This window comes from Blattabacterium cuenoti (genome assembly GCF_014252415.1).
In the GTDB taxonomy this organism is placed as follows: domain Bacteria; phylum Bacteroidota; class Bacteroidia; order Flavobacteriales; family Blattabacteriaceae; genus Blattabacterium; species Blattabacterium cuenoti_Y.
In genome coordinates, this window is record NZ_CP059223.1 from 32,713 (window position 1) to 57,475 (window position 24,763).

A 24,763-nucleotide genomic window follows, 5' to 3' on the forward strand; every position below is an offset into this window, starting at 1 on the left:
TAAAAATTGATGAAAAAAATTAATGAATGACGAAGACTAAAAGTATTATGTTTTTTTTATTTTTTATAAAAAGTTTAATCGTTAATTTAAATTTAAAATTATTCAATTTCAACGATAAAAAACCTATTTCAGATGAAAAAAAAAATGTAATAAATAATATGCATAAAAATAATTTTTTTTATAAAAAAATACATACAAAATATTCGGAAGGTATGTGGTTATTACCATTTGGTAATAAATTTTTTTTTAAAAAAAAACAACTTAAAAAAAATAATTATTTATTACATTATTCATTCCACAAAAATATTGATTTTTTAAGTAAAAATGAATTAAAATTAAGATTAAGAAAAATTAATAAACACTCTCAAATAAAAATTATAAAATATAACAATATTGTTTATAAAACTGTATTAAAATATTTAAAATTAGGAAAATATCTAGGAAAAGTAATATCATTGTCAAATTATTATTTTCCAATGTTTGAAGAAAAATTAGAAAAATATGGACTTCCTATAGAATTAAAATATTTAGCAATCGTAGAATCTAGTTTAAATCCTATTAATATATCTGATGCAGGTGCAAAAGGAATATGGCAATTTATGCCTAAAACTGGAAAATCATATAATCTACATGTAAAAAATATTTATGATGAACGAAATGATCCAATAAAATCTACTGATGCTGCTTGTCGTTATTTAAAATACTTACATAAAAATATAGGTGATTGGAGCTTATCTTTAGCCGCATATAATTCTGGACCAAAAATTGTAAATAAAATTTTAAAACATCGTAAAGATAAAAAAAATTTTTGGAAATTATGGATGTCTTTTCCTAAAGAAACAAAAAATTATGTTCCTAAGTTTATTGCTGTGAATTATATAATGAATTATTATAAAAAACATAATATATCTTCATATATTCATTTTCCAAAATATAATATTAGAGATACTATATTAATACCTGTAAGAAATAAAACTTGTTTAATTTTTATTTCTAATATTTTGAATATTCCAATTCACGAATTAGTCATTTTAAATCCTAAATATTCTAAACTAACTTCTAGTAAAAATAATTTATTATTAAGAATACCTAGAAATAAAATTTTATTATTAAAATATAAAAGTATTATTCGTGAGGATTAATATTTTAAATATATTAAATAAATATTTTTATATTATTTTATGAAAGAAAAAAATGAACAAAAAAAAAAATTTCTAGAATCTATTTTAGAAAAAATGGATAAAATGTATGGTAAAGGAACGGTTATGCGTATGGGAGAGTCCGGATTGAAAAATTTAGAAATTATTTCATCTGGATCAATTAGTTTAGATATAGCATTAGGAATAAAAGGATTTCCAAAAGGTCGTATCATTGAAATATTTGGACCAGAATCATCTGGAAAAACAACTTTAGCACTTCATGCTATAAACCAAAGCCAAAAATCTGGAGGGTATGCTAGTTTTATTGATACAGAACATGCATTTGATTGTTTTTATGCAGAAAAAATAGGAATAAATACAAAAGAATTAATTATATCTCAACCAGATAATGGAGAACAAGCTTTAGAAATAGTAGATAACTTAATTAAATCTGGGGTTATTGATATGGTAGTAGTAGATTCTGTAGCAGCACTTACTCCAAAAAGTGAAATAGATGGAGAAATGGGAGAATCAAAAATAGGATTACAAGCAAGATTAATGTCCCAAGCATTGAGAAAACTAACATCTAGTATAGGAAAATCTAAAAGTATATTAATATTTATTAATCAATTAAGAGAAAAAATAGGATCATATGGTAATCCTGAAGTAACTACAGGTGGAAATGCATTAAAATTTTATTCTTCGATAAGGATAGATATAAGGAAAGGAGCCCCTATTAAGACTGGAGATAAAATAATAGGAAATAGAACTAGAGTAAAAATTGTTAAAAATAAATTATCTCCTCCTTTTGGAATTGCTGAATTTGATATTGTATACGGAGAAGGAATTTCAAAAACAGGAGAAATTTTAGATATAGGTGTGAATTTAGGAATAATCAAAAAAAGTGGAACTTGGTTTAAGTATAAAAATCTATCCTTGGGACAAGGAAGAGATTCCGCAAAAGAATTTCTAAAAGAAAAAAATAATATTTTTAATGAGATAAAAAAAAATATAATAAATCAATGTTAATAAAATATTAAAAAGATATGAAAATTACTTTTTTAGGAACTGGAAATTCTCAGGGGATACCAATGATTGGTTCCAATCATCCTGTATGTTTATCTAAAAATATAAAGGATAAAAGAATGAGAAGTTCAATACTAATTGAAATTAATTATCAATATTTTTTAATAGATTGTGGACCTGATTTTCGACATCAAATGTTAAAAAATAATTTTAATCAATTAGATGCTGTTTTAATAACACATGAACATTATGATCACATAGGAGGAATAGAAGATATAAGACCTTTAAATTTTATTGAAAAAAAAATAAAATCTATTCCTATTTACGGGTTAAATAGAGTATTAAAAAATATAAAAAAAAGATTTTTTTATATTTTTTCTAATAGTTCAGAAAATAATAAAAAAAATATTTTAAAAGTTTCATTTCATCAAATAGAGAACTATTGTGATTATTTTTATATTTTAGACATAAAAATATATCCATTATTTGTATGGCATGGATGTTTATCTATTTTGGGATTCCGTATAAAAAATGTCGCATATATAACAGATGCAAGTATTATACCAAATAATACAATTAATAAATTAAAAGGATTAGATATTTTAATTTTAAATATTCTAAGAAAAAAATCATATAAAAATCCTTTTTCACTTTTAGAAACCTTAAACATTATTCGTATTATTAAACCTAAAAAAACTTATATAACACATATTAGTAATAAATTAGGATTTCATGAGAAAATAGAAAAAAAATTACCAAAAAATGTTTATTTAGCTTATGATGGTTTAGTTTTATAGAATAATAATTATTTAAATTATGAATTTTTTAAAAAAAATTTTTTTTTCAAATAAAATCACATCTATCTTATTCTTATTATTATCATTTTCAATGGGAATAGCTACGTTTTTGGAAAAAAAATATTCAACTGATTTTGCTAAAATATTCATATATGAATCAAAATGGTTTGAGATTATTATATTATTAATTATAATAAATTTAATTGGAAATATATATAAATATAAATTATGGAATAAAAAAAAATTTCCAATATTAATTTTTCATTTATCATTCATATTAATTATCATTGGAGGATTTTTATCAAGATATTTTAGTTATGAAGGAATAGTCTCATTAAGAGAAGGAAATACTACTAATAAAATTAACTCTCAAAAAAGTTATATAAAACTAAATGTAAGTAAAAAAAATTATAAAAAATTTTATTATGATCCTTATGTAATTTCTAATTTTCATAATAATTATGAAAAAAAATTTATTGTTAATAAAAATCCATTAAAAATAAAAATTATAAAATTCATTTCTTGTCCAAAAATAATTTTATCAAAAAAAAATCCATTAGAAAAAATTATAAAAATTATATATCTAAACAAAAACAATAGAGAAGAGTCATTTATTAAAAATAAAAATGAAATAAATATAGATAAAATTCCTTTTTCTTTCAATAAAACAATATCTCATGGAATTATAATTTTTGAAAAAAAAGGAATGGTTTATATTAAATCCTCATTTACAGGTAAAAAAATAAATATGATCAATGGAAAAATATCTTTAATAATTAAAAATAAATCTGAAATTTTAGATAAAAGATCTTTGTATGAAATTAAAATTAATTCTCATAAAAAAATTAATTGGGTAATACCTGATGATATAGTTAAAGGAGAATTAAAATATATAGATTCATGCAATGAAAAGGATAATAATAAAAATATTATAATAGCAGAAATTTTTTTTAAAAAAAAACGAAAAAGGATAATATTTACTGGAGGTAAAAATTCTATTATAATGAGTCATCCTATATCTATAAATAATTATAAAATATCTGTAGGATATGGTTCAATATTATTAAATTTACCGTTCTATTTACATTTAAATAAATTTGAATTAAAAAACTATCCAGGATCTGACTTTCCATCATCTTTTATGAGTTCTATCACTATTAAAGACAAAAACATTAATAATAATTATTTGATCTATATGAATAATGTATTAGACTATAAAGGATATAGATTTTTTCAATCTGGATATGATTTTGACAAAAAGGGAACTCATCTTTTTGTGAATAATAACTATTGGGGAACTTTTTTTTCTTATACGGGTTATACATTTATGAGTATTGGAATGTTTTTAAATTTTTTTTGGAAAGGAACTAGATTTTATCATTTAAGAAAACAAATGAATTATGTTAAAAAATGAAAAATTATTATCATTTTTATTTATATTATTTTTTCTCTTCTTTCATGAAGAAACATATTCAAAATATCAAATAAATAATTTTAAAAAAAATTATTACGATATAGAAAATTTATCCGATTCTATTCATATTCCAAAAAATCATTCTGAAAATTTTGGGAAATTATTGATACAAGATCCTAAAGGAAGGATAAAACCAATCAATACTATGGCTATAGAATTATTAAGAAAAATCTTTAAGAAAGATACTATAGGTAATTTAGATGCTAATCAATGGTTTATATCTATTCATCAAGATAATATTTTTTGGATGAAAGTACCTTTTATAAAAATAGATAAAAAGGTAAAAAATGAAATATTAAATAAAATAAATTTAAAAAATTATAAAAAGGATTATGTTTCTTTAATAAATTTCTACGAAATAAACCCTTATACATTAAAATTAAAATTCCTTTTAAAAGAAGATTATAATAATTCTTTTTCTAAAAATCCAATTAATAGAAATGAATATGATAAATCAATTATTCATATAGTAGAAAAAATAGGGATTATTCATGAAATTTTTCAAGGAAAATATATAAGGATTTTTCCAATAATTAATGACAATAACCATACTTGGTCAAGTTGGATAAGACCAGATAATAATAAATTGTATCCATTAGGTTTATCGATGTTTAATCGTTATTTGAAATCTATTATTATTTCTCAAAATGAAAAAAATTGGGAAATAGCAAACAAAGAAATAGATAAAATAAAATTATTTCAGTTAAAAAATTCTAAATTAATTTTACCTTCTGCAAATAAGATTAATGCAGAAGTAATTTATAATAAATTAAATATATTTTATTATTTATCTTTCATATATATGATATTAGGAACAATTATTATTATAAATTCTTTCATAGAAATTTTTATAAAAAAAAAATTATTAAATATTTTATATAAGATATCTCTGATTATTTTATTAATTCTATTTGTTTTAGATTCTATTGGATTAATTACTAGATGGTATATTTCTAATCATGCTCCATGGACAAATGGATATGAATCTGCATTATTTATTAGTTGGAGTGTATTAGCAATAGGGTTTTTATTCCAAAAAGATAAATTTTTAATAGGGGTTATATCCTTAATTTCATCAATTTTATTAATGATTGCGCATGGAAGCGCAATGGATCCAGAAATTACAAATTTAGTTCCAGTATTAAAATCATTTTGGTTAATTATACACGTTGCTACTATAACATCCAGTTATGGATTTTTTTTTACTGGATCTATACTAGGTTTTTTAGTTTTAATTTTTTTTATATTAAAAAAAATTTTTCCTTATAAAAAAAATAAAATTTCCATTCAAATAAATAGATTAACTATAATTAATGAACTATGTCTTACGATAGGTATATTTTTATTAACTATAGGAACATTTTTAGGGTCAGTTTGGGCTAATAATAGTTGGGGGAGATATTGGAGTTGGGATCCAAAAGAAACTTGGGCAATGATTAGTATTATGATCTATGCTTTTGTTTTACACATTCGATTAATTCCATCAATGAAAAATCAAATTATTTTTAATTTTTTTAGTATTTTATCAATAAGTTCCATTATCATGACTTATTTTGGAGTCAATTATTATTTATCAGGTCTTCATTCTTATGCAAAAGAAGATTCTATTCCTATTCCTAATTGGATATATTTTAGTCTAATTATACTATTTATTACCACTACAATTGCTTATTTTTTTGAAAAACAAAATCAAAAAAATAATTTTTAATAAAATTTAAAAATAAAAAGTGTATAAAAAAAAGAAGAATTTATTTAGAGATGTGTTTGGTAATTTCTATTTTATAAAAAGGTTTTTAATATTTATTTTGGGATTATTATCTTATAACAGATATAATGGTTTCAATAAATTATTATTAAAAGGAACAGAATATATTAAAAATCTTCCTGATAAAAAAGTACTTTTTATATCAAATCATCAAACTTATTTTGCTGACGTATTTGCAATGTTTCATGTATTTTGTAGTATAAAAAATGGTTTTATAAATACTATCCATAATCCTATATATTTATTAAATCCTAAAGTTAATTTATATTATGTAGCAGATGAAGAAACTATGAACAAAAATTTTTTATCAAAATTATTTATTTATTTAGGAGGTATTACTGTAAAAAGAATATGGAAAAAAAACAAAAAAATTAATTATTCATTAAATATGTCAGAAATTTCTAGAATGGGAAAAGCTTTAGATGATGGATGGTTAATTACCTTTCCTCAAGGAACTACAAAAGCATTTGCACCGGGAAGAAGAGGTATTGTACATGTGATAAGAAAATATAATCCTATTGTTGTTCCTATTGTTATAGAAGGATTTTATGATACCTATGATAAAAAAGGATTTAATATAAAAAAAAAGGGAGGGTTACAAAAAATGACTTTTAAAGAACCTATTAAAATTGATCTTAAGAAAGAAACTACAAATAATATTATGGAAAAAATAATGGATTCTATAGAACAATCTAAAAAATTTAAAATTAAGAATGTAAAATCTTTTTAATCAATTTATTTATATGGAATACGAAAAAATAAAAAATATTTTTATTGATTTTTTTAAAAAAAAAAAACATAAAATTTATCCTTCCTTTCCTATTTGTTTAAATAATGATAATTCATCCAATTTATTTGTAAACTCAGGAATGAATCATTTTAAAGACTATTTTTTAGGACATAAAATTCCATATTATCCTAGAGTCGCTAATATACAAAGATGTATTAGAGTTACAGGAAAACATAATGATTTCGAACAAGTAGGATATGATAATTATCATCATACTATGTTTGAAATGATGGGAAATTGGTCATTTGGAGATTACTCAAGAGAAAAAGCTATAGAATGGGCATGGGAATTATTAATTAATGTCTATGGTATATCTAAAAATGATATATACATTACTATATTTCAAGGTGATGATAAAGATAAATTATCTTTAGATAAAGAAAGTTTGAAATATTGGAGATCTTTTATTCATAAAGATCATATACTATTTTTTGGAAAAAAGGATAATTTTTGGGAAATGGGAGACCATGGCCCATGTGGCCCTTGCACAGAAATTCATGTAGATTTACGTAATAATAAAGAAAAATCTAAACTTTTAGGAAAAAATCTTATCAATAAAAATCATCCTAAAGTAATAGAAATATGGAATATAGTATTCATAGAATATTCAAGAAAATTAGATTCTAAATTAGAATCTCTTCCAATAAAACATGTAGATACAGGTATGGGGTTAGAAAGATTATGTATGGTATTACAAAATAAAAGTTCTAGTTATCAAACAGATATATTTTTTCCAATTATTGATTATATAAATAATTATATAAAAAATAATTTCTATAAAACATTAAATTTACAACAAAATATATCTATACAAATAGTTGTTGATCATTTAAGAGCTATAATATTTTCTATATATGATGGACAAATTCCTTCAAATAAAGAATCAGGATATATAGTAAGAAAAATTTTACGTAGAGCAATTATCCATGTTTATTTTTACTTGAAAATAAAAATTCCTTTTATATATATTTTTGCTGATCTTATTATAAAAAAATTTTTGCCAAAAAATATAAACAAAAAAAAATATATAATTAATATAATTCGAGATGAAGAATCTTCATTTATTAACGTTATTAAAAATGGATGTAAAAAAATTTCCCATATTATTAAATATAATAAAGAAAAAAAAGAAAAAATTATTGATGGAAATGTAATATTTAAATTACATGATACTTATGGATTCCCAATAGAAATATCTAAAATATTAATAAAAAAACATAATTTATTAATTGATGAAAAAACATTTAAAAAAAAATTATTAGAACAAAAAAATAAATCTAGAAAGTATAATAACATAATTATAATGGATTCTTGGGTATATTTAAATAAAAATAAAAAATTTAAAAACGTTAAAAATTCATTCATAGGATATCATACTTTAAATTGTAAAATTTGTATAATACAATATAGAAAAATTTTTAATAAATTAGAACAAAAAAATTATTATGAACTGGTTTTTGATAGAACTCCTTTCTATCCTGAAAAAGGTGGGCAAATAGGAGATACTGGGATTATTACAAATAATGATCAAGAAGTAATTAATATTATTAATACAAAAGTTATAAATGATACGATCATACATACTGTAAATCAATTACCAATTCATATCAAATCCACCTTTAATTCTTTTGTTGATAAAAATAGAAGAGTAGAAATAGAATGTAATCATACAGCTACTCATTTATTGTACTTTTCATTAAAAAAAATTTTAGGTAATCATATTGAACAAAAGGGTTCTTATATAGATAATGATTATTTACGATTTGATTTTTCTCACAATGAAAAAATATCCTATAATAAATTAATTGATATAGAAAATTTTGTTCAAGAATTAATTTTTTCATCTATTTCTATAGAAGAAAATTCTTTTTCTTCTATAGAAATAAAAAAGAATATACCTTCTTTAAACAAAGAAATACTTAAAGAAAAATATAAAAAACATAAAAAATTACGTATAATTTCTTTTGGAAATTCTCATGAATTTTGTATAGGTACACATGTAAAAAATACCGGATTAATTCAAGTATTTAAAATATTAACAGAAAATTCTATTTCTTATGGAATAAGAAGGATAAAAGCTGTTACCTATAAAAAAGCGATTAAATATTTAATAAATTCTTATAATGAATTAAATTCTATAAGAAAAAAATTTAATTGTTACAATATAACAAAAATGATTTTTAATCTAAAAAATAAAAATAAAGATTTATCAAAAAAAATATCGGGGATATATTTAGATAAAATAAAATCTATTAAAAATAAATATAAAACAAAAATGATATATCTAAATAATATAAAATATATATGCCATATTTTTTCTGAAAAAGAAAAAGAAGAAAATAAAAATGAAAATTTTATTAAAAAAATTGGAATGGATTTAATAAAAAAAATTCCAAGTTTATTTATGTTTACTGGATTCATAAAAAATGGAAAATATTTTATATTCGTTTTTATATCGGATAATATAATAAAAATATATAGAATTAGTGCTAATGAAGTAATGAATAAAATTATTAAAAATAAATATGGGGTAAAATCATGGGGTAAAAATAATTTTTCTTTTGTAATTGGTGAAAATAAAAATGATATAAAATCTATATTAGATAATATGATGATATATATAGAAAAGACATTTAACAATAAAAAATAATATTTAATCTATTATATTAGAAAAATGTTTAAATTAAAATGAAATGATCATTATAAATGATAGATTTTCTTTTTTAAAAGATATTCATTTTATAGAATATTTATATGAAAAGTATAAAATCGATCCTAATTCTATAGAATTAAGTTGGAATTATTTTTTTCATGGATTTGATTTTGGAAGAGAAAATCATATAAATAATAACATTCGTTTGAATAAAAAATCTACTAAAATAGATTTATTTAAAATAATTAAAAAAGAAATTTATGTATTGAACTTAATTCAATATTATAAAGATTGTGGCCATTATTTCACTAATACAAATCCTATTCCTATTTCAAATAAAAAAAAAGAATACAAAAATTATTTAGAAATAAATAAATTTGGATTATCCAAAAATGATTTTGAAAAATCGTTTGAATCAGGAAAATCAATAAATATTGGAAATACGTCATTAAAAAATATTATTAATCATTTGAAAAATGTATATTGTAATTCTATAGGTATAGAATATTCACATATACTTAATCCAAATAAAATTTGTTGGATAGAAAAAAATTTTTTAAAAAATCGATCAATTTTTTTCTCAAAAAATGAAAAAAAATTTTTTTTAAAAAAACTAAATGAATCTACAAAATTCGAAAACTTTATTCATAATAAATTTATAGGTCAAAAAAGATTTTCTATAGAAGGAAACGATTCTATAATAATTCTTTTAGAAGAAATGATTAAATATTCTTGTAAAAATTATTCAACTAAAGAATTTATTTTAGGTATGTCACATAGAGGTAGATTAAATATTATTTCTAATTTTCTAAATAAAGACTTATCTAAAATATTTATTGAATTTCAAAATAAAGAATATGAAGATAATTCATTTTCAGGAGACGTAAAATATCATATGGGATATAGTAGTATAAAAAGTATTGATGAAATTAATAAAAATGTAAATATTTATTTATTACCTAATCCATCGCATTTAGAGTCTGTGACTCCTGTTGTAGAAGGGATGACACGTGCAAAAATTGATAAAATTTATAATAAAAACAACTATAGTATAATTCCTATTTTAATTCATGGGGATGCTGCATTGTCTGGTCAAGGAATTATATATGAAGTATTGCAATTATCTAAATTAAAAGGATATAAAACAGGAGGTACTATTCATATCGTTATTAATAATCAAATAGGATTTACTACAAACGATGTTGAAGGACGTTCTAGTTTTTATTGTACTGATATAGCCAAAACTATATCATCTCCTATTTTACATGTTAATGCTGATGATATTGAATCTGTAGCAAAATCTATTCGATTTGCTATAGATTTTAGAATGTCTTATCAAGAAGATATTTTTATAGATTTAATTGGGTATAGAAGACATGGACACAATGAAGGAGATGACCCAAGATTTACACAACCTATTTTATATAAAAAAATATTTTCTCATCCCAATAGTTATGAACTATATAAAATTAAATTAAAAAATGAAAATATAATAAATAATGATTATATTAAAAATATAGAAGAAAAATATGATAGGATTCTTAACAAGAAATATGAAGAATCAAAAAAAATTAAAAAAAATTATATAATTCCATTTTTATATAAAGAATGGAAAAATATTCCTATTGTCATTAAAGACGAAGATATTTTTAATAAAATTGATACGAAAATTTCATTAAAAACAATATTAAATATATCTAAAAAAATATTTTCTATTTCAAAAGAAAAAATTTTTTTTAAAAAAATAAAATCTATTTTTTTAAATAGATTAAAAATGTTGGATAACCACATAGTGGATTGGAGTATGGCTGAAATATTGGCTTATGCTACATTACTATATGAAGGATATTGTATACGTTTATCTGGAGAAGATGTAGCTAGAGGAACATTTTCTCAACGTCATATTGTAATAAAAACAGAAGACGAAGAAGAAATAATAATTCTTAATAAAGAATTAAATAGTATACAAGGAAAAATTGAAATATATAATTCTCCACTTTCAGAATACGGAGTACTAGGATTTGATTATGGATATGCAATGGCAACTCCAAATACTTTAACTGTATGGGAAGCTCAATTTGGAGATTTTAGTAATGGATGTCAAATAATTATAGATCAATATATTTCTTCAGGAGAAGATAAATGGAAAGTCCAAAATGGAATAGTTTTATTATTACCTCATGGTTATGAAGGACAAGGTCCTGAACATTCTTCTGCTCGTATAGAAAGATACTTACAACTTTGTGCTAAAAATAATTTATTTGTAGTAAACTGTACATATCCTTCTAATTTTTATCATCTACTAAGAAGACAAATGAAATTAAAATTTAGAAAACCTCTCATAATTTTTACTCCAAAAAGCTTGTTAAGACACACAAAATGTTTATCTTCAATAGAAGAACTATCCAATGGATCTTTTGAAGAAATTGTAGATGATAATCTAGTATTAGACTATAAAAAAATAAAAAGAGTAATTCTTTGTTCCGGAAAAATATATTATGATTTATTAAATAAAAAAGAATCAATTAAAGACGATAAAATTGCATTAGTCAGAATAGAACAAATTTATCCTTTAAATATTAATAAAATAAAAAATATTTTAGATAAATATAAAAATAAAAAAGATATTTTTTGGGTTCAAGAAGAACCTGAAAATATGGGGTTATGGAGTTTTATTTTAAGAAAAATAAGCAGTATAATCAAAATTAAGTTAATATCCCCAAGCGAAAATTCTAGCCCTTCTGTAGGATCTTACATTAGCTTTTTAAAAATTAGAAACAAAGTATTAGAAAAGTCTTTTATTTTTTAATTAATTTAATTAAATTTAATAATCTATGATCATAGAAATAAAAGCTCCATCACCTGGAGAATCAATTACAGAAGTAGAAATATCTTCTTGGCTTGTTAATAATGGAGATTATGTAAAAAAAGGACAACTCATAGCTGAAATTGATTCGGATAAAGCTACTTTAGAAATCCATTCAGAAAATAATGGTATTATAAATATTTTATATAAAAAAAATACTAAAATATTAGTAGGAGATACTATATGTTTAATTGATACTAATACAAAAAATAAAATAAAAAAAATTGTATCTCCAGCTTCAAAAAAAATATTAAGAGAAAATAATCTTTTTAAAGAAAAAATTAAAGGAACTGGAAAAAATGGAAGAATAACTAAAAAGGATTGTATAAATTACAATCAAATATCCAACATAAATAATGTATTGTTAACTAATAATAATGATAATAAAATAAGAAAAGAATGTATAACTCCTTTATCTTCTTTAAGAAAAAAATTATCTCAAAGATTAGTTGATGTTAAAAATAACTCAGCGATATTAACTACTTTTAATGAAGTTAATATGCAAGAAATTTTTCACATAAGAAAAAAATATAAAAATATTTTTAAGGAAAAACATGGTGTAAAATTAGGATTTATGTCATTTTTTACTTTGTCTTGTATAAGAGCATTAAAATTATATCCAGATGTTAATTCAATGATTGATGATCAAAACAATAAAATAAGTTTTAATTATTTTGATATTAGTATCGCAATGTCTGGCCCTAAAGGTTTAGTAGTCCCCGTTATTAGAGATTGTCAAAAATTATCTTTTATGGAAATAGAAAAAGAAATTAAAATATTATCAGAAAAAGTAAAAAATGGAACGATAACTATTCATGATATGGAAGGAGGAACTTTTACTATTACTAATGGTGGAGTTTTTGGATCAATGCTTTCTACTCCAATTATAAATCCACCTCAAAGTGCTATTTTAGGAATGCATAAAATTATGGATAGAGTTATAGTCATTAATAATTCTATTAAAATATGTCCTATTATGTATGTAGCTTTATCATATGATCATAGAATTATTGATGGAAGAGAATCCGTTGGATTTTTATCTTGTATTAAAGAATCTATAGAAAATCCAATAGAATTTTTAATGAACGGAAATGAAAAAAATATTCCAAGTATTTTAAAAATATTATAATTATTATTTTTTTCTAAAAAAAGGATTTTGAATATTTCTAATTCCTATGTTTGATTTTTTTATTTGATTTTTTACTAAATTTATTTGATCACGTAATATTTTTGATTTATCCATTTTTTTTGCCTCTAATAATAATAATCTAGCCTTTTCTTTGTTACCTTTTGATAATGATACTATTGCTAAATTCAATTTAGCAATGGCTATATTATACTTAAATTTTAATCCATTATCCAAAGATTTTTTCATATAAAATTCTGATTTATTAATATCTTTTTTTAGATAAAGAATTCCATTCAAAAAATAGAAATAAGCTACTTGATTTTTCATAAGTTGAATTTTAGGATTTTTAATGTAGCTTAAATATTTTTCTAATCCTTTCATGTCTTTTTTTCCTAATTTTATAAATGCCATCAGTAAAAATTCGTTTTTAAATACAAAAAAAATTAAAAATAAACTTATTACAAACAATATAAAACTTATATAAAAATAACTTTTTTTTATCACGAATAAAAAAATAGATAAAAATAAAATTAATATAGATGTAATAATTTTAGTATATTTATTGATTATTATCATTGTTTATTATTTTTTTTAATCCAATTAATAATATCTTCATAATTAAGATAATTTAATTCATGTCCAGATTCATATTCTTTATAAAAAATTGAATATATATTATTGTCATTTAATATTTTTATTCCTTTTTTAGTCCAATCAATAGGAATAATCGTATCATTTATTCCATGAGAAATAAAAAAATCTACATTTTTATTTTTAAAAATAAAAATAATTTTATTATCTAAATATCCACTTAAAGAAAGTACTTTTTTTACTTTTTTATTTTTTAAAGCTATAGCATAACTTATAATAGCACCTTGACTAAATCCACATAACCAAACTTGGTTATAATTAAGATTATATTTTTCCACCGATTTATCTATAAAATCAGATATTTTATTAATAGAATATTTAGCTTGTTCTATATTAATAAATTTTTTTTTATCAGAAAAATTAATATCATACCAATAGTATTTGTATTTTTCAATACAATAAAGACCTTGAATACTAATTATAAAAAAATTATTAGGAATATCTTTTTTAAGATAAAAAAGATTATTTTCATTACTTCCATATCCATGAATCATTAAAAATAAAGGAGAATATTTATTATATTTTTCTGGTTTTTTTAAAACGTATTTTATAGATCTATTTTCTTTTTGTATCATAAATTTATTTATTACATTTTACAAAATTAAATAAAACAAAAAAATTAATAATTAAAAATTATATTAAATTTACTATTATAAATAAAAATTATAATTTATGAATTTGTACGAATACCAAGGGATAGAAATATTAAAAACTTTTTCAATTTCCGTTCCTCATGGAATTATGATCACATCTCCTGATGAAGCTGTAACAGCTGCAAAAATTTTATTTAAAAAGACTAAAAAAAAATCTATAGTCATAAAATCTCAGATACATGCAGGTGGTAGAGGAAAATCTGGTGGTATTCAAATAGTGAAAAATCTTGAAGAAGTTTATAAAAAATCTAAAAATATTTTAGGAAAACGTTTAATTACACCTCAAACACCAAAAGAAGGTTTAATTGTAGAAAAAATATTAATATCAGAAAATGTTTATTCAACATCATCATCAAGTGAAAAAGAATATTATTTATCTATTATGTTAAATCGTGATATAAAAAAAAATGTTATAATATGTTCAAAAGAAGGTGGAATTAATATAGAAGAAATATCTAAAAATCCAAAAAAATTACATATAGAAGAAATAAATCCAATATTAGGATTACAAATGTTTCAAATAAGAAAATTAGGATTTTTTTTAGGAATGGATAATGATCAATCTATGAAAAATTTTATTTTTTTTCTAAAAAATCTTAATAAAGCATATATGTCTATTGATGCTGTATTAATTGAAATAAATCCATTTATAAAAACATTAAAAAACGATATTATACCAGTAGATGTTAAGATAACGTTAGATGATAATGCAACATTTCGTAGAAAAAAATTATATATAATTGATGAAAAAAATAAAAAAAATAATTTTAATTTTATAAAACTAAAAGGAAATGTAGGATGTATGGTTAATGGTGCAGGATTAGCTATGGCTACTATGGATATGATTAAATCATGTGGTGGAGAACCCGCTAATTTTTTAGATATAGGAGGAGCTGCTGATGAAAATATAGTAAAAAAATCTTTTTCACTAATATTAAAAGATAAATCAGTGAAAATAATATTAATAAATATATACGGTGGAATAGTAAGATGTGATTCAGTTGTTAAAGGAATTATACAATCATGTAAAATTAATAATCCAATTAATATACCAATGGTTTTTCGTTTAAAAGGAACAAATGATAAAAATGCAAAAAAAATTCTTTTTAAGAATAAAAATACATTACCTATTTATATCACTGATACATTAAAAAATTCATCAGAAAAAATAAAAAAAATTTTATCATGAATGATTATGTTAAATGATAATCTATATCTTATAAAAAAATATGAACCAAAAAAATGGAATAATGTTATTGGACAAAATGAAATAATATCTTCTTTATTAAAGAATATTGAAAATAAAAATTTATCTAAATTTTTATTCTTTTTTGGAAAAGAAGGAGTAGGAAAAAATACTTGTGCAAATATTTTAGCAAAAAGTATAAATCAATTATTTTCAAATGAAGAAAATATAAATAATTTATATAAATTATACAATTTTTTAAGAAATCCTATTTATATAAAAATATTTCCAGAAAAATTATTTATAAAAAAAAATAATAAACCAAATATCTTTATTTTTAATAATAAAAATATAATATATCCATATGATATTTATAAATTAATGAAAATTCCTAATAGTTTATTTATTTTTTTTAATAAAAAAAAAATTTTTGAATATACAATAAATAACTATCAATCTTTTACATTTAAAAATATACCAAAAAAAAATATACTTTCTCATATAGAAATGATTGTTAACAAAGAAAAAATAAAAATAGAAAAAAATGCTTTAAATACTATTTCTAAATATGCAGACGGTTCTATTGGAAAAGCAATTATTACACTAAATAAATTTTATATTCGTTATAATAATAATATAATAACTAATGATTTAATCATAAAAAATTTAGGGATTATTGAATCAAAAAATTTTTTTATAATAGTAGATTATTTATTAAACGAAAATATACATAAGACGTTATCTTTTATTAAAAAAAAATTTCTTAATAATGAAAAACAAAATTATTATTTCATAATAGGATTAAAAAAACATTTTAGGAATCTTTTTTTATCAAAAAATTTTGATCAAAAATCATCAAACTTAGTAAAAAAAAAAGAAGTATTAGAATTTTATATAAAACAATCAAAAAATATATCGTATTATCTGTTAAATAAATCATTACAAATTTGTTCCGATTTAGAAAAAAAATATTTTTTATATAAAAAAAAAGAATTTTATACAAATATAGAATCGTTAATAGAAATAAGTATTATTCAATTATCATATCATTTTCATAATAGAAATAAAAAATTAAATAATAAAAAAATAATTTTTTTTATAGACTTATGGAACGAATTTATTAATCAAATACCTAAAAATTTATTATCTATAGATTTAATGAATACTTTAATTAACGATACTAAATTTAAAATGATAAATCACAAAAAATTATCAATAATTATTTCATCATATAAAATAGAAAATAGTAAATTAAGTTTAATTCATAAAAATTTTTTAAAATTTTATAAAAATAGAATCAATAATTTATTTTTTGATTACGAAATTAAAATTGAAAATAAAAAAAATTATGATGATTTTAATCAAAAAAATAAATTTTTAAAATTATTTATAAAACGAGTTATTTTAAATAATTCTTAGATTTGAATTTTAAAATTAATTATTAAAATTTTTTTATAGAATATAAAATTTATGATTCATTATTTGAAAATGATTTACTCCCCTATTTATTCAGATGAAAATATTGATGATACTAAATCTAGTTTTACTTATAATATGAAAAGGAATAAATCTAATTTAGAATTTAAAAATTCTTCATCATCATTAAGTAGTACACCTGTATTAGATCTTTTTGGAAAAGACTTAAATAAAATGGCAATGAAAGGTAAAATTGATCCATTAATAGGAAGAAATGATGAATTAGAAAGAATATCTCAAATTTTGAGTAGAAGAACAAAAAATAATCCTTTACTGATAGGAGAACCTGGAGTTGGAAAAACAGCTATTGCTGAAGGATTAGCGATGAGAATAGTAAAAAAAAAAATTTCTAGAATTTTATATAATAAAAGGATAATTATATTGGATATTACAAGTATAATAGCCGGGACTAAGTATAGAGGAGAATTTGAAAAAAGAATAAAATCTATTATTAATGAATCAGAAAAAAATCCTGAATTAATACTTTTTATAGATGAAATACATACTATTATAGGTGCAGGGGGTACTCCATCCGGATCATTAGATGCATCTAATATATTTAAACCAGCTTTAGCTAGAGGAAATATTCAGTGTATAGGAGCAACAACGTTAAATGAATATAAAAAATATATAGAAAAAGATGGAGCGTTAGAAAGAAGATTTCAAAAAATAATTATTGAACAATCTTCAGAAAAAGAAACAATTGATATATTAAAGAATATTAAATATAAATATGAAAATTATCATAATGTTGTTTATACAAAAGAAGCAATAAACGCTTGTGTTAAATTAACGTCTAAATATATATTGGATAGATTTTTTCCTGATAAAGCTATTGATGTTTTGGATGAATCAGGATCCAGAGTTTATATAAAAAATATAAAAGTTCCAAAAGAAATAATAGTTTTAGAAAAAAAATTAGATAAAATTAGAAAACAAAAATCTGAAGTTATTAAAAATCAAAAATACGAGGAAGCTGCTGAATTTCGTGATACAGAAAAATTTATAGAAAAAAAATTAATAGAAGCTCAAAAAAACTGGGAAAAATTTTCTAAAGAAAATAAAGAAATTGTTTATAAAAAACATGTGGAAGAGGTTATTTCTATGATGAGTGGAATCCCAATTAATAAAATAGATAAAATTGGGATAGAAAGATTAGATACAATAATTAATTCTATTAAAAATAAAGTAATTGGACAAGATCAAATAATAGAGAAACTTTTAAAAGTTATTAAAAGTAATATAATAGGAATGAGAAATTTCGACTCACCAATAGGATCATTTATTTTTTTAGGAAAAATGGGGGTTGGAAAAACTTATTTAACAAAAGTATTATCTAAGGAATTATTCAATTCAGAAAATTCTTTAGTACGTATAGATATGAGTGAATACATAGAAAGATTTTCTATATCAAGGTTGATAGGATCTCCACCTGGATATATTGGTTATGAAGAAGGAGGACAATTAACCGAAATAATTAGAAATAAACCGTATTCTATAATATTTTTTGATAAAATAGAAAAAGCACATCCTGATATTTTTCATTTATTATTACAAATATTAGATTATGGATTTATAACAGATAGTTTAGGAAAAAAAATTAATTTTACAAATACTATTATTATATTTAATTCAAATATTGGAACAAAAAATTTAATAAAATTAGATAGAAAAATAGGATATAAGGTAGGATCAAACAAATATGATAGTAAAAATAATATAAATTCTTTAAAAGAATCATTAAAAAAAATATTTTCATATGAATTTTTAAATAAAATAGATGATATTATTATATTTAATTCATTGAATTCTAATGATATATCTAAAATAATTAATTTAGAATTAAATAAATTGATATTATATATTAATAATTTAGGTTATAAACTAATCTTAGATCCTAAGATTAATAATTTTATAAAAAAAATAAATTTAAAAAAAAATTATGAAGTTAAATCTATAAAAAAATCAATAAAAAATCATATAATAAATAATATATTTGAATCTATTATTAATGATAATATAAAAAAAGGATATAAAATACTATTAAAAATGAATTCTAAAGAAAATAAAATAAAAATTTATACAGAAAAATAAATGAATAATAATTTTTTTTTAAAAAAAAAATTTCAATAATTGAAAGAATACTAGATTTTTTATATCCTAATCCTATAAATAATTTATATTTTATTAATCAATATACATTATTGATATCTATAATTCTTACTACAAGAAGTAGAGAAGAAAAAGTTAATCTTGTTACAAAAAAAATTTTTAAACAAATAAGATCTCCTCATGATATTATTAAATTAGGAATAAATAAGATAAAACAATTAATAAAAAAATTAGGACTTCATAACAAAAAATCTGAAAATATTTACAATTTATCTAAAATTTTAATAAAAAAATATAATGGATCTATTCCAAAAAATATAATAGAATTAGAAAAACTACCAGGGGTAGGACATAAAACAGCTTCATTATTTTTATCTAATATATCTAAAAAATATTTTTTTCCTATAGATACACATATACATAGATTAATTTATAAATGGAAATTAAGTAGTGGAAAAAGTGTAAAAAAAACGGAAGTTGATGTAAAACGTTTATTTAAAAAATATAAATGGAAAAAACTCCATTTACAAATTATTTCTTATGGAAAAGAATTTTCTCCATCTTATACATGGAAATTAAGAAAAGATATAATTTATCAAGAATTATTATATAATAATTGTTTATAAAATTAAAAAAAACTAAAAAGGAAGATCATCAAAATCGTCAGAAGATAAAGAAGACTGTGATGAAACTTCTTTTTTGTTGTTAGATATATTATTACTAATTAAATCTATTTTCCATCCTTGAATAGAATTAAAATATTTTGTTACTCCATTAGGAGTTTTCCATTCTCTACCTCTAATATTAAAATAAACTTTTACTTTATCATTTAATTTTATTAAATCTAATAGTCCAACTTTATCTTGAATAAATTCAATTAATATATTTTGAGGATAAGGTTCTTCAGTGGTTATAACAAGTTCTCTTTTTTTAAATCCACTTTCAAATTTTTGAATTTGAAATATTTCTTTTACTTTTCCTATTATTTCCATAATTGTATTATTTCTTGTTTTTTATATTTTTATTATTTTTTTCATTATCTTTTCTATAATTAATTTGATTAGATACACTAAATGAAGTGATCATATTATTTAACATTTCATTTGCAGATCCAGGATTATTAGGTAATAAAACTAAATTAGTATTACTTTCTTTTCCTATAGATTGAATAGTATCATAATGTTGAGTTACCACAATTAAAGCTGATGCTTCATGTGAATTAATCCCCATTTTATTTAAAATTTCTATAGATTCTAAAATTCCTCTAGATATTTCTCTTCTTTGATCTGCAGTACCTTTCCCCTGTAATTTTTTACTTTCTGCTTCTGCTTTTGCTTTTGCTACTATTTTTATTCTTTCTGATTCAGCTTTATATTCAGCAGCAACTTTTTCTCTTTCAGCTGTATTAATTCTATTCATTGCTAATTTTACTTGTTCATCTGGATCAAGATCAGTAACTAATGTTTTAATAATAGAATAACCATATTCTAACATAGATTCATCTAATTCATTTTTTACAGCAATAGCTATATCATCTTTTCTTTCAAAAACATCATCTAATTTCATTTTAGGTACTTCTGCACGAACTACATCAAATATATAAGAAGTAATTTGAGAATGAGAATTATCAAGTTTATAAAATGCTTCATATACTTTATCTCTAATTACTCTATATTGAACGGATATTTTTACTTTTACAAAAACATTATCTTTTGTTTTTGTATCAATTAACACATCTAATTGTTGAATTTTTAACGACAATTTTCCTATCACACGATCTGCATAAGGAATTTTTAAATTTAATCCAGCATGACGTATGCTATGAAATTTTCCCATTCTTTCAATAATAAAAGCAGTTTCCTGATTTACTACAAACATAAAACTAGAAAGTATAGAAAAAAATGTGACAATTAATATTCCATAAAAAAATAAATCAAAAATATTCATAAAATTTAAAATATTATTAAATTATTAATTATAATAAACCTAATTCTAATCGAGCTTCTTCACTCATAAATTCTTTACACCAAGGAGGATCAAAAGTTAATATTATTTTAACTTTTTTTACATCTTTTATAGATTTTATTTTATTTTCTATTTCTTTGGGTAAAGAATCTATAATAGGACAATTTGGACTGGTAAGAGTCATTATTATTTTTATTTCATTTTCATGAGAAATTTGAATATCATATATTAAACCTAATTCATAAATATCTACAGGTATCTCTGGATCATATATATTTTTTAATATAGATATGATACTATTTTTTAATTTGTTATGTTTTTTTCTATACATTTTTTTTTAAAAAATTTCCATTTATATCTAAATAATGAACAGGATAACCTAAATCTTTTATAGAAGAAAATATTTCTTTGGAATTACCTATAATTAAAATACTTCCTACATCAATAGGAAAAAATTCTTTACAAGTATTACTAATATCATCTATTGTAACTGATTTAATTTTTTTTATAAAATTTCTATAAAATCCATATGGAAGTTTATTTTTTTTTTCACAAACAAAAAGATCACTAATTTTAGTAGAATCTTCTAAATCTAATAAAAATTGACCGATAATTTCTTGTTTTTTAACATTTAGTTCTTCCAAAGATATTTTTTTTGATACAAAATCTGATATTTCATTAATTATATTTTTAATTGCTTCTTTTGTTACTTCATTTCTTACTTGAGTATAAATAGAAAAATATCCAATATTTCTATCTGCTTCTAATACAGAACAAATACCATATGTATAAGCATTTTTTTCTCTTAAATTTAAGAATAAACGACTATAAGGTCCATCTCCTAATATACTATTTGCTATGATAGATGAAATATATAATGGATCATTTTTTCTTAAAAAAACTGTTTTTCCAAAACAAATACTAGATTGAGTTAAAAAAGGCATATCTACTATATATATATCCATTTTATCAAATGAAGGTGTAGGTATTTCTTTATATTTGTCTACATAAGGTTTTTTTTTCCATTTAGATAAATAATTTTTACATAAATATTTTACTTCTTTTTTAGAAATATCTCCTACAAAAGAAATATAAAATCTATTTGGTATATAATATTTTTTATACAATTTTTTTAGATCATAAAGAGTTATATTATTAATACTATCAATAGTTTCACATTCTCCATATGGATGATTTTTACCAAAATATATTAGATTTTTAACTCTTTTTAATACAAAATTAGGATTCTTTTCGTTCATATTAATATTTATTTTTGTTTGTTTTATAACTTTTTCTAATTCCGAATTGTTAGAAAATTTACAATTTATTAATATGTCAACTAAAATAGATATTGATTTATTCAAATACTTTTTTAGAGTAGAAATTGTTATTTCAGAAAAAGATGTATCAAGATTTATTCCCATATAATCTATTACAGATTCTAATTCTTCTTTTGTATAATTTTTTGTTCCTGCTCTCAACATTTTACCAAAAACCTTTTGCATACCTGATTTATCTTTTTCTAAAAATGGAGCAGAATCTATTTCCAATATAATTTTTACTAGTGGCAGTTTATGATTTTCTACTAAAAAAACTTGTAATCCATTTTTTAGATGGAAATAAATAGGTTCCTGTATATTTATATTAATATTCTTATTTAATAATTTAGGAGGAATAAATTGATCTTGTTTCATCGTTAGTTTTTAATAAAATTAAAAATTTAATATGAAGATTTTAAATATTCTGGAATATTATATAAACATACTCTATTAGTTTTATTGAGATATTTATTTGCTACTTTTTGTACATCTAATATTGTAACATTTTTATAATGATTCATTATAGTATTGATTAGATTTGTATTTTTATAATATAAATGATAATGTGATAAATTAGAAGCAATTCCACTCATAAAATAATTATCGTAAATAAATCCTTTTTCAAAAAAATTCATTTGTTTATCTAATTCATATTGTGTAATTCCTTTTTCTTTAAAGTATTCAATTTCTTTATCTATTTCTTCTAATAGTTTATCTAAAGAAATACCATGATTAATAATACCGTATATAGTAAATATTCCATAATCTTCCATAACATCTAAAGATGATCCAGCATAAGCTGCTAATTGTTTTATATTTACTATATTATTAATAATCCTTGAACTTTCACCTGAAGAAATAATGTAATCTATTATTTTTAATTTATAAAAATCATCATGTGTTATATTTGATGTTCTATAAGATAAAAATATTCCAGGTATTTTTGCATTTCTGTCAAAAAATGTTGATTTTATTTCTTCATTGATTGGATCTTCTATTGGAAAATTAATTGTTTTTTTACAATTACTCTTTGAACTAGAATAAAAAGAAAAATATTTATTCACCAATTCTTTTGCATCATTTAATTCAAAATCACCTGTTACGACTAAAGTTGCATTATTTGGTGCATAATATGTATTATAAAATTTTTCATAATCTTTTTCTGTTGCAGAATCTAAATCCTTATCATATCCAATAATTGGATATTTATATGGATGTTTCTTAAACAATAAAGATGGAATTACTTCTGATAATGCTTTAACATAAGGTTGATTTTCAAATCTCATTTTTTTTTCTTCTTTTACTACTTCTCTTTGAAGATCTATACTATCTTTATCAAGTTTAGCATAAAACATCCTTTCTGATTCTAACCATAATGCAATTGGTAAACAATTTGATGGCATCACTTCATAATAATAAGTTTCATCTTGATTTGTATATGCATTGTTTTGACCTCCATTTGAGGCAATATATTTATAATAATCACCTTTTTTTATATGTTTAGATCCTTCAAACATAAGATGCTCAAAAAAATGTGCAAATCCAGTTTTTCCTGGATCTTCGTTTTTACTTCCTACATGATATAATACTGATGTATATATTATTGGATTTCTTTTGTCTTGATGATAAATTACATTTAATCCATTTGAAAGTTTCTCTTCTAAAAAATTTATTTTATAATCATTCTGAATTTTATTCTGAATTTTATTCATCATAATATTTTATATTGAATAATCTTGAATATCATTTATTGATATCCAAT

At 20.5% G+C, this 24,763-nt stretch carries 20 protein-coding genes; 13 read left to right on the forward strand and 7 right to left on the reverse strand.

The features are described 5' to 3' along the window. Positions 1-26: 26 nt before the first annotated feature. Genes H0H33_RS00160 through sucB form a run of 9 tightly spaced genes read left to right on the forward strand, consistent with a single transcriptional unit; the run spans position 27 to position 13,639 of the window. Positions 27-1,142 carry a lytic transglycosylase domain-containing protein gene (locus H0H33_RS00160; protein WP_185877912.1) on the forward strand — a complete coding sequence of 372 codons (1,116 nt, stop codon included), beginning with the start codon at positions 27-29 and terminating at the stop codon, positions 1,140-1,142. A gap of 39 nt (positions 1,143-1,181) precedes the next feature. Further along, on the forward strand, positions 1,182-2,168 hold the full coding sequence (recA, locus tag H0H33_RS00165; RefSeq protein WP_185877913.1) for a recombinase RecA: 987 nt from the start codon (positions 1,182-1,184) through the stop codon (positions 2,166-2,168). A gap of 17 nt (positions 2,169-2,185) precedes the next feature. Next, positions 2,186-2,962, forward strand: a complete 777-nt coding sequence (locus tag H0H33_RS00170; protein ID WP_185877914.1) for an MBL fold metallo-hydrolase — start codon at positions 2,186-2,188, stop codon at positions 2,960-2,962. Between the two features lie 19 nt (positions 2,963-2,981). After that, positions 2,982-4,376, forward strand: coding sequence for a cytochrome c biogenesis protein ResB (locus H0H33_RS02880; RefSeq protein WP_238785606.1), 1,395 nt, complete (start codon positions 2,982-2,984; stop codon positions 4,374-4,376). Further along, positions 4,363-6,144: a cytochrome c biogenesis protein gene (locus H0H33_RS02885; RefSeq protein WP_238785607.1), complete on the forward strand. Its 1,782-nt coding sequence runs from the start codon at positions 4,363-4,365 to the stop codon at positions 6,142-6,144. Before H0H33_RS02880 ends, H0H33_RS02885 begins: the two co-directional genes overlap by 14 nt. A gap of 19 nt (positions 6,145-6,163) precedes the next feature. Continuing rightward, positions 6,164-6,931 (forward strand): lysophospholipid acyltransferase family protein, encoded by a 768-nt coding sequence (locus H0H33_RS00180; protein WP_185877915.1) that lies wholly within the window; start codon positions 6,164-6,166, stop codon positions 6,929-6,931. A gap of 13 nt (positions 6,932-6,944) precedes the next feature. Beyond that, entirely contained in the window at positions 6,945-9,641 is a 2,697-nt protein-coding gene (alaS, locus tag H0H33_RS00185) for an alanine--tRNA ligase (RefSeq protein WP_185877916.1), read from the forward strand. 43 nt (positions 9,642-9,684) lie between these two features. Continuing rightward, complete coding sequence (locus H0H33_RS00190; protein ID WP_238785608.1) at positions 9,685-12,453, forward strand: 2-oxoglutarate dehydrogenase E1 component; 2,769 nt, start codon at positions 9,685-9,687, stop codon at positions 12,451-12,453. Between the two features lie 25 nt (positions 12,454-12,478). Beyond that, positions 12,479-13,639: a dihydrolipoyllysine-residue succinyltransferase gene (sucB, locus tag H0H33_RS00195; RefSeq protein ID WP_185877917.1), complete on the forward strand. Its 1,161-nt coding sequence runs from the start codon at positions 12,479-12,481 to the stop codon at positions 13,637-13,639. 3 nt (positions 13,640-13,642) lie between these two features. On the opposite strand, the gene H0H33_RS00200 is transcribed toward sucB, so the two are convergent. Beyond that, complete coding sequence (locus tag H0H33_RS00200) at positions 13,643-14,050, reverse strand: hypothetical protein (RefSeq protein ID WP_238785609.1); 408 nt, start codon at positions 14,048-14,050, stop codon at positions 13,643-13,645. Between the two features lie 161 nt (positions 14,051-14,211). Beyond that, positions 14,212-14,865, reverse strand: a complete 654-nt coding sequence (locus tag H0H33_RS00205; protein WP_185877918.1) for an alpha/beta hydrolase — start codon at positions 14,863-14,865, stop codon at positions 14,212-14,214. Positions 14,866-14,962: 97 nt separating this feature from the next. Between H0H33_RS00205 and sucC the strand changes: the two genes are divergently transcribed. The 4 genes from sucC to H0H33_RS00225 all read left to right on the forward strand — a co-directional run bounded on the left by sucC (position 14,963) and on the right by H0H33_RS00225 (position 20,343). Further along, entirely contained in the window at positions 14,963-16,132 is a 1,170-nt protein-coding gene (sucC, locus tag H0H33_RS00210) for an ADP-forming succinate--CoA ligase subunit beta (RefSeq protein ID WP_185877919.1), read from the forward strand. Positions 16,133-16,138: 6 nt separating this feature from the next. Next, positions 16,139-17,548 (forward strand): hypothetical protein, encoded by a 1,410-nt coding sequence (locus H0H33_RS00215; protein WP_185877920.1) that lies wholly within the window; start codon positions 16,139-16,141, stop codon positions 17,546-17,548. Positions 17,549-17,617: 69 nt separating this feature from the next. Continuing rightward, positions 17,618-19,699 carry an AAA family ATPase gene (locus H0H33_RS00220; protein WP_238785610.1) on the forward strand — a complete coding sequence of 694 codons (2,082 nt, stop codon included), beginning with the start codon at positions 17,618-17,620 and terminating at the stop codon, positions 19,697-19,699. Between the two features lie 110 nt (positions 19,700-19,809). Beyond that, positions 19,810-20,343 carry an endonuclease III domain-containing protein gene (locus H0H33_RS00225; RefSeq protein WP_238785611.1) on the forward strand — a complete coding sequence of 178 codons (534 nt, stop codon included), beginning with the start codon at positions 19,810-19,812 and terminating at the stop codon, positions 20,341-20,343. Between the two features lie 12 nt (positions 20,344-20,355). Here H0H33_RS00225 and H0H33_RS00230 read toward each other — a convergent pair whose 3' ends face one another. From H0H33_RS00230 to H0H33_RS00250, 5 genes are read right to left on the reverse strand one after another with little or no spacing between them, the layout of a single operon-like run. Further along, complete coding sequence (locus tag H0H33_RS00230) at positions 20,356-20,709, reverse strand: DUF3127 domain-containing protein (protein ID WP_185877922.1); 354 nt, start codon at positions 20,707-20,709, stop codon at positions 20,356-20,358. Positions 20,710-20,716: 7 nt separating this feature from the next. Continuing rightward, entirely contained in the window at positions 20,717-21,664 is a 948-nt protein-coding gene (locus H0H33_RS00235; protein ID WP_185877923.1) for an SPFH domain-containing protein, read from the reverse strand. Positions 21,665-21,692: 28 nt separating this feature from the next. Then, positions 21,693-22,013 (reverse strand): iron-sulfur cluster assembly protein, encoded by a 321-nt coding sequence (locus H0H33_RS00240; RefSeq protein ID WP_185877924.1) that lies wholly within the window; start codon positions 22,011-22,013, stop codon positions 21,693-21,695. Next, positions 22,006-23,376 carry a M16 family metallopeptidase gene (locus tag H0H33_RS00245; protein WP_185877925.1) on the reverse strand — a complete coding sequence of 457 codons (1,371 nt, stop codon included), beginning with the start codon at positions 23,374-23,376 and terminating at the stop codon, positions 22,006-22,008. Before H0H33_RS00245 ends, H0H33_RS00240 begins: the two co-directional genes overlap by 8 nt. Positions 23,377-23,402: 26 nt before the next feature. Continuing rightward, positions 23,403-24,716, reverse strand: a complete 1,314-nt coding sequence (locus H0H33_RS00250) for a M16 family metallopeptidase (RefSeq protein ID WP_185877926.1) — start codon at positions 24,714-24,716, stop codon at positions 23,403-23,405. Between the last annotated feature and the right edge of the window lie 47 nt (positions 24,717-24,763).

What these genes read in the sequence shown, in the direction of transcription:
- H0H33_RS00160 (WP_185877912.1), top strand. Translation starts at nt 27, where the DNA reads ATGACGAAGACTAAAAGTATTATGTTTTTTTTATTTTTTATAAAAAGT.
- recA (WP_185877913.1), top strand. Translation starts at nt 1,182, where the DNA reads ATGAAAGAAAAAAATGAACAAAAAAAAAAATTTCTAGAATCTATTTTA.
- H0H33_RS00170 (WP_185877914.1), top strand. Translation starts at nt 2,186, where the DNA reads ATGAAAATTACTTTTTTAGGAACTGGAAATTCTCAGGGGATACCAATG.
- H0H33_RS02880 (WP_238785606.1), top strand. Translation starts at nt 2,982, where the DNA reads ATGAATTTTTTAAAAAAAATTTTTTTTTCAAATAAAATCACATCTATC.
- H0H33_RS02885 (WP_238785607.1), top strand. Translation starts at nt 4,363, where the DNA reads ATGTTAAAAAATGAAAAATTATTATCATTTTTATTTATATTATTTTTT.
- alaS (WP_185877916.1), top strand. Translation starts at nt 6,945, where the DNA reads ATGGAATACGAAAAAATAAAAAATATTTTTATTGATTTTTTTAAAAAA.
- H0H33_RS00190 (WP_238785608.1), top strand. Translation starts at nt 9,685, where the DNA reads ATGATCATTATAAATGATAGATTTTCTTTTTTAAAAGATATTCATTTT.
- sucB (WP_185877917.1), top strand. Translation starts at nt 12,479, where the DNA reads ATGATCATAGAAATAAAAGCTCCATCACCTGGAGAATCAATTACAGAA.
- H0H33_RS00200 (WP_238785609.1), bottom strand. Translation starts at nt 14,050, where the DNA reads ATGGCATTTATAAAATTAGGAAAAAAAGACATGAAAGGATTAGAAAAA.
- H0H33_RS00205 (WP_185877918.1), bottom strand. Translation starts at nt 14,865, where the DNA reads ATGATACAAAAAGAAAATAGATCTATAAAATACGTTTTAAAAAAACCA.
- sucC (WP_185877919.1), top strand. Translation starts at nt 14,963, where the DNA reads ATGAATTTGTACGAATACCAAGGGATAGAAATATTAAAAACTTTTTCA.
- H0H33_RS00215 (WP_185877920.1), top strand. Translation starts at nt 16,139, where the DNA reads ATGTTAAATGATAATCTATATCTTATAAAAAAATATGAACCAAAAAAA.
- H0H33_RS00220 (WP_238785610.1), top strand. Translation starts at nt 17,618, where the DNA reads ATGATTTACTCCCCTATTTATTCAGATGAAAATATTGATGATACTAAA.
- H0H33_RS00230 (WP_185877922.1), bottom strand. Translation starts at nt 20,709, where the DNA reads ATGGAAATAATAGGAAAAGTAAAAGAAATATTTCAAATTCAAAAATTT.
- H0H33_RS00235 (WP_185877923.1), bottom strand. Translation starts at nt 21,664, where the DNA reads ATGAATATTTTTGATTTATTTTTTTATGGAATATTAATTGTCACATTT.
- H0H33_RS00240 (WP_185877924.1), bottom strand. Translation starts at nt 22,013, where the DNA reads ATGTATAGAAAAAAACATAACAAATTAAAAAATAGTATCATATCTATA.
- H0H33_RS00245 (WP_185877925.1), bottom strand. Translation starts at nt 23,376, where the DNA reads ATGAAACAAGATCAATTTATTCCTCCTAAATTATTAAATAAGAATATT.
- H0H33_RS00250 (WP_185877926.1), bottom strand. Translation starts at nt 24,716, where the DNA reads ATGATGAATAAAATTCAGAATAAAATTCAGAATGATTATAAAATAAAT.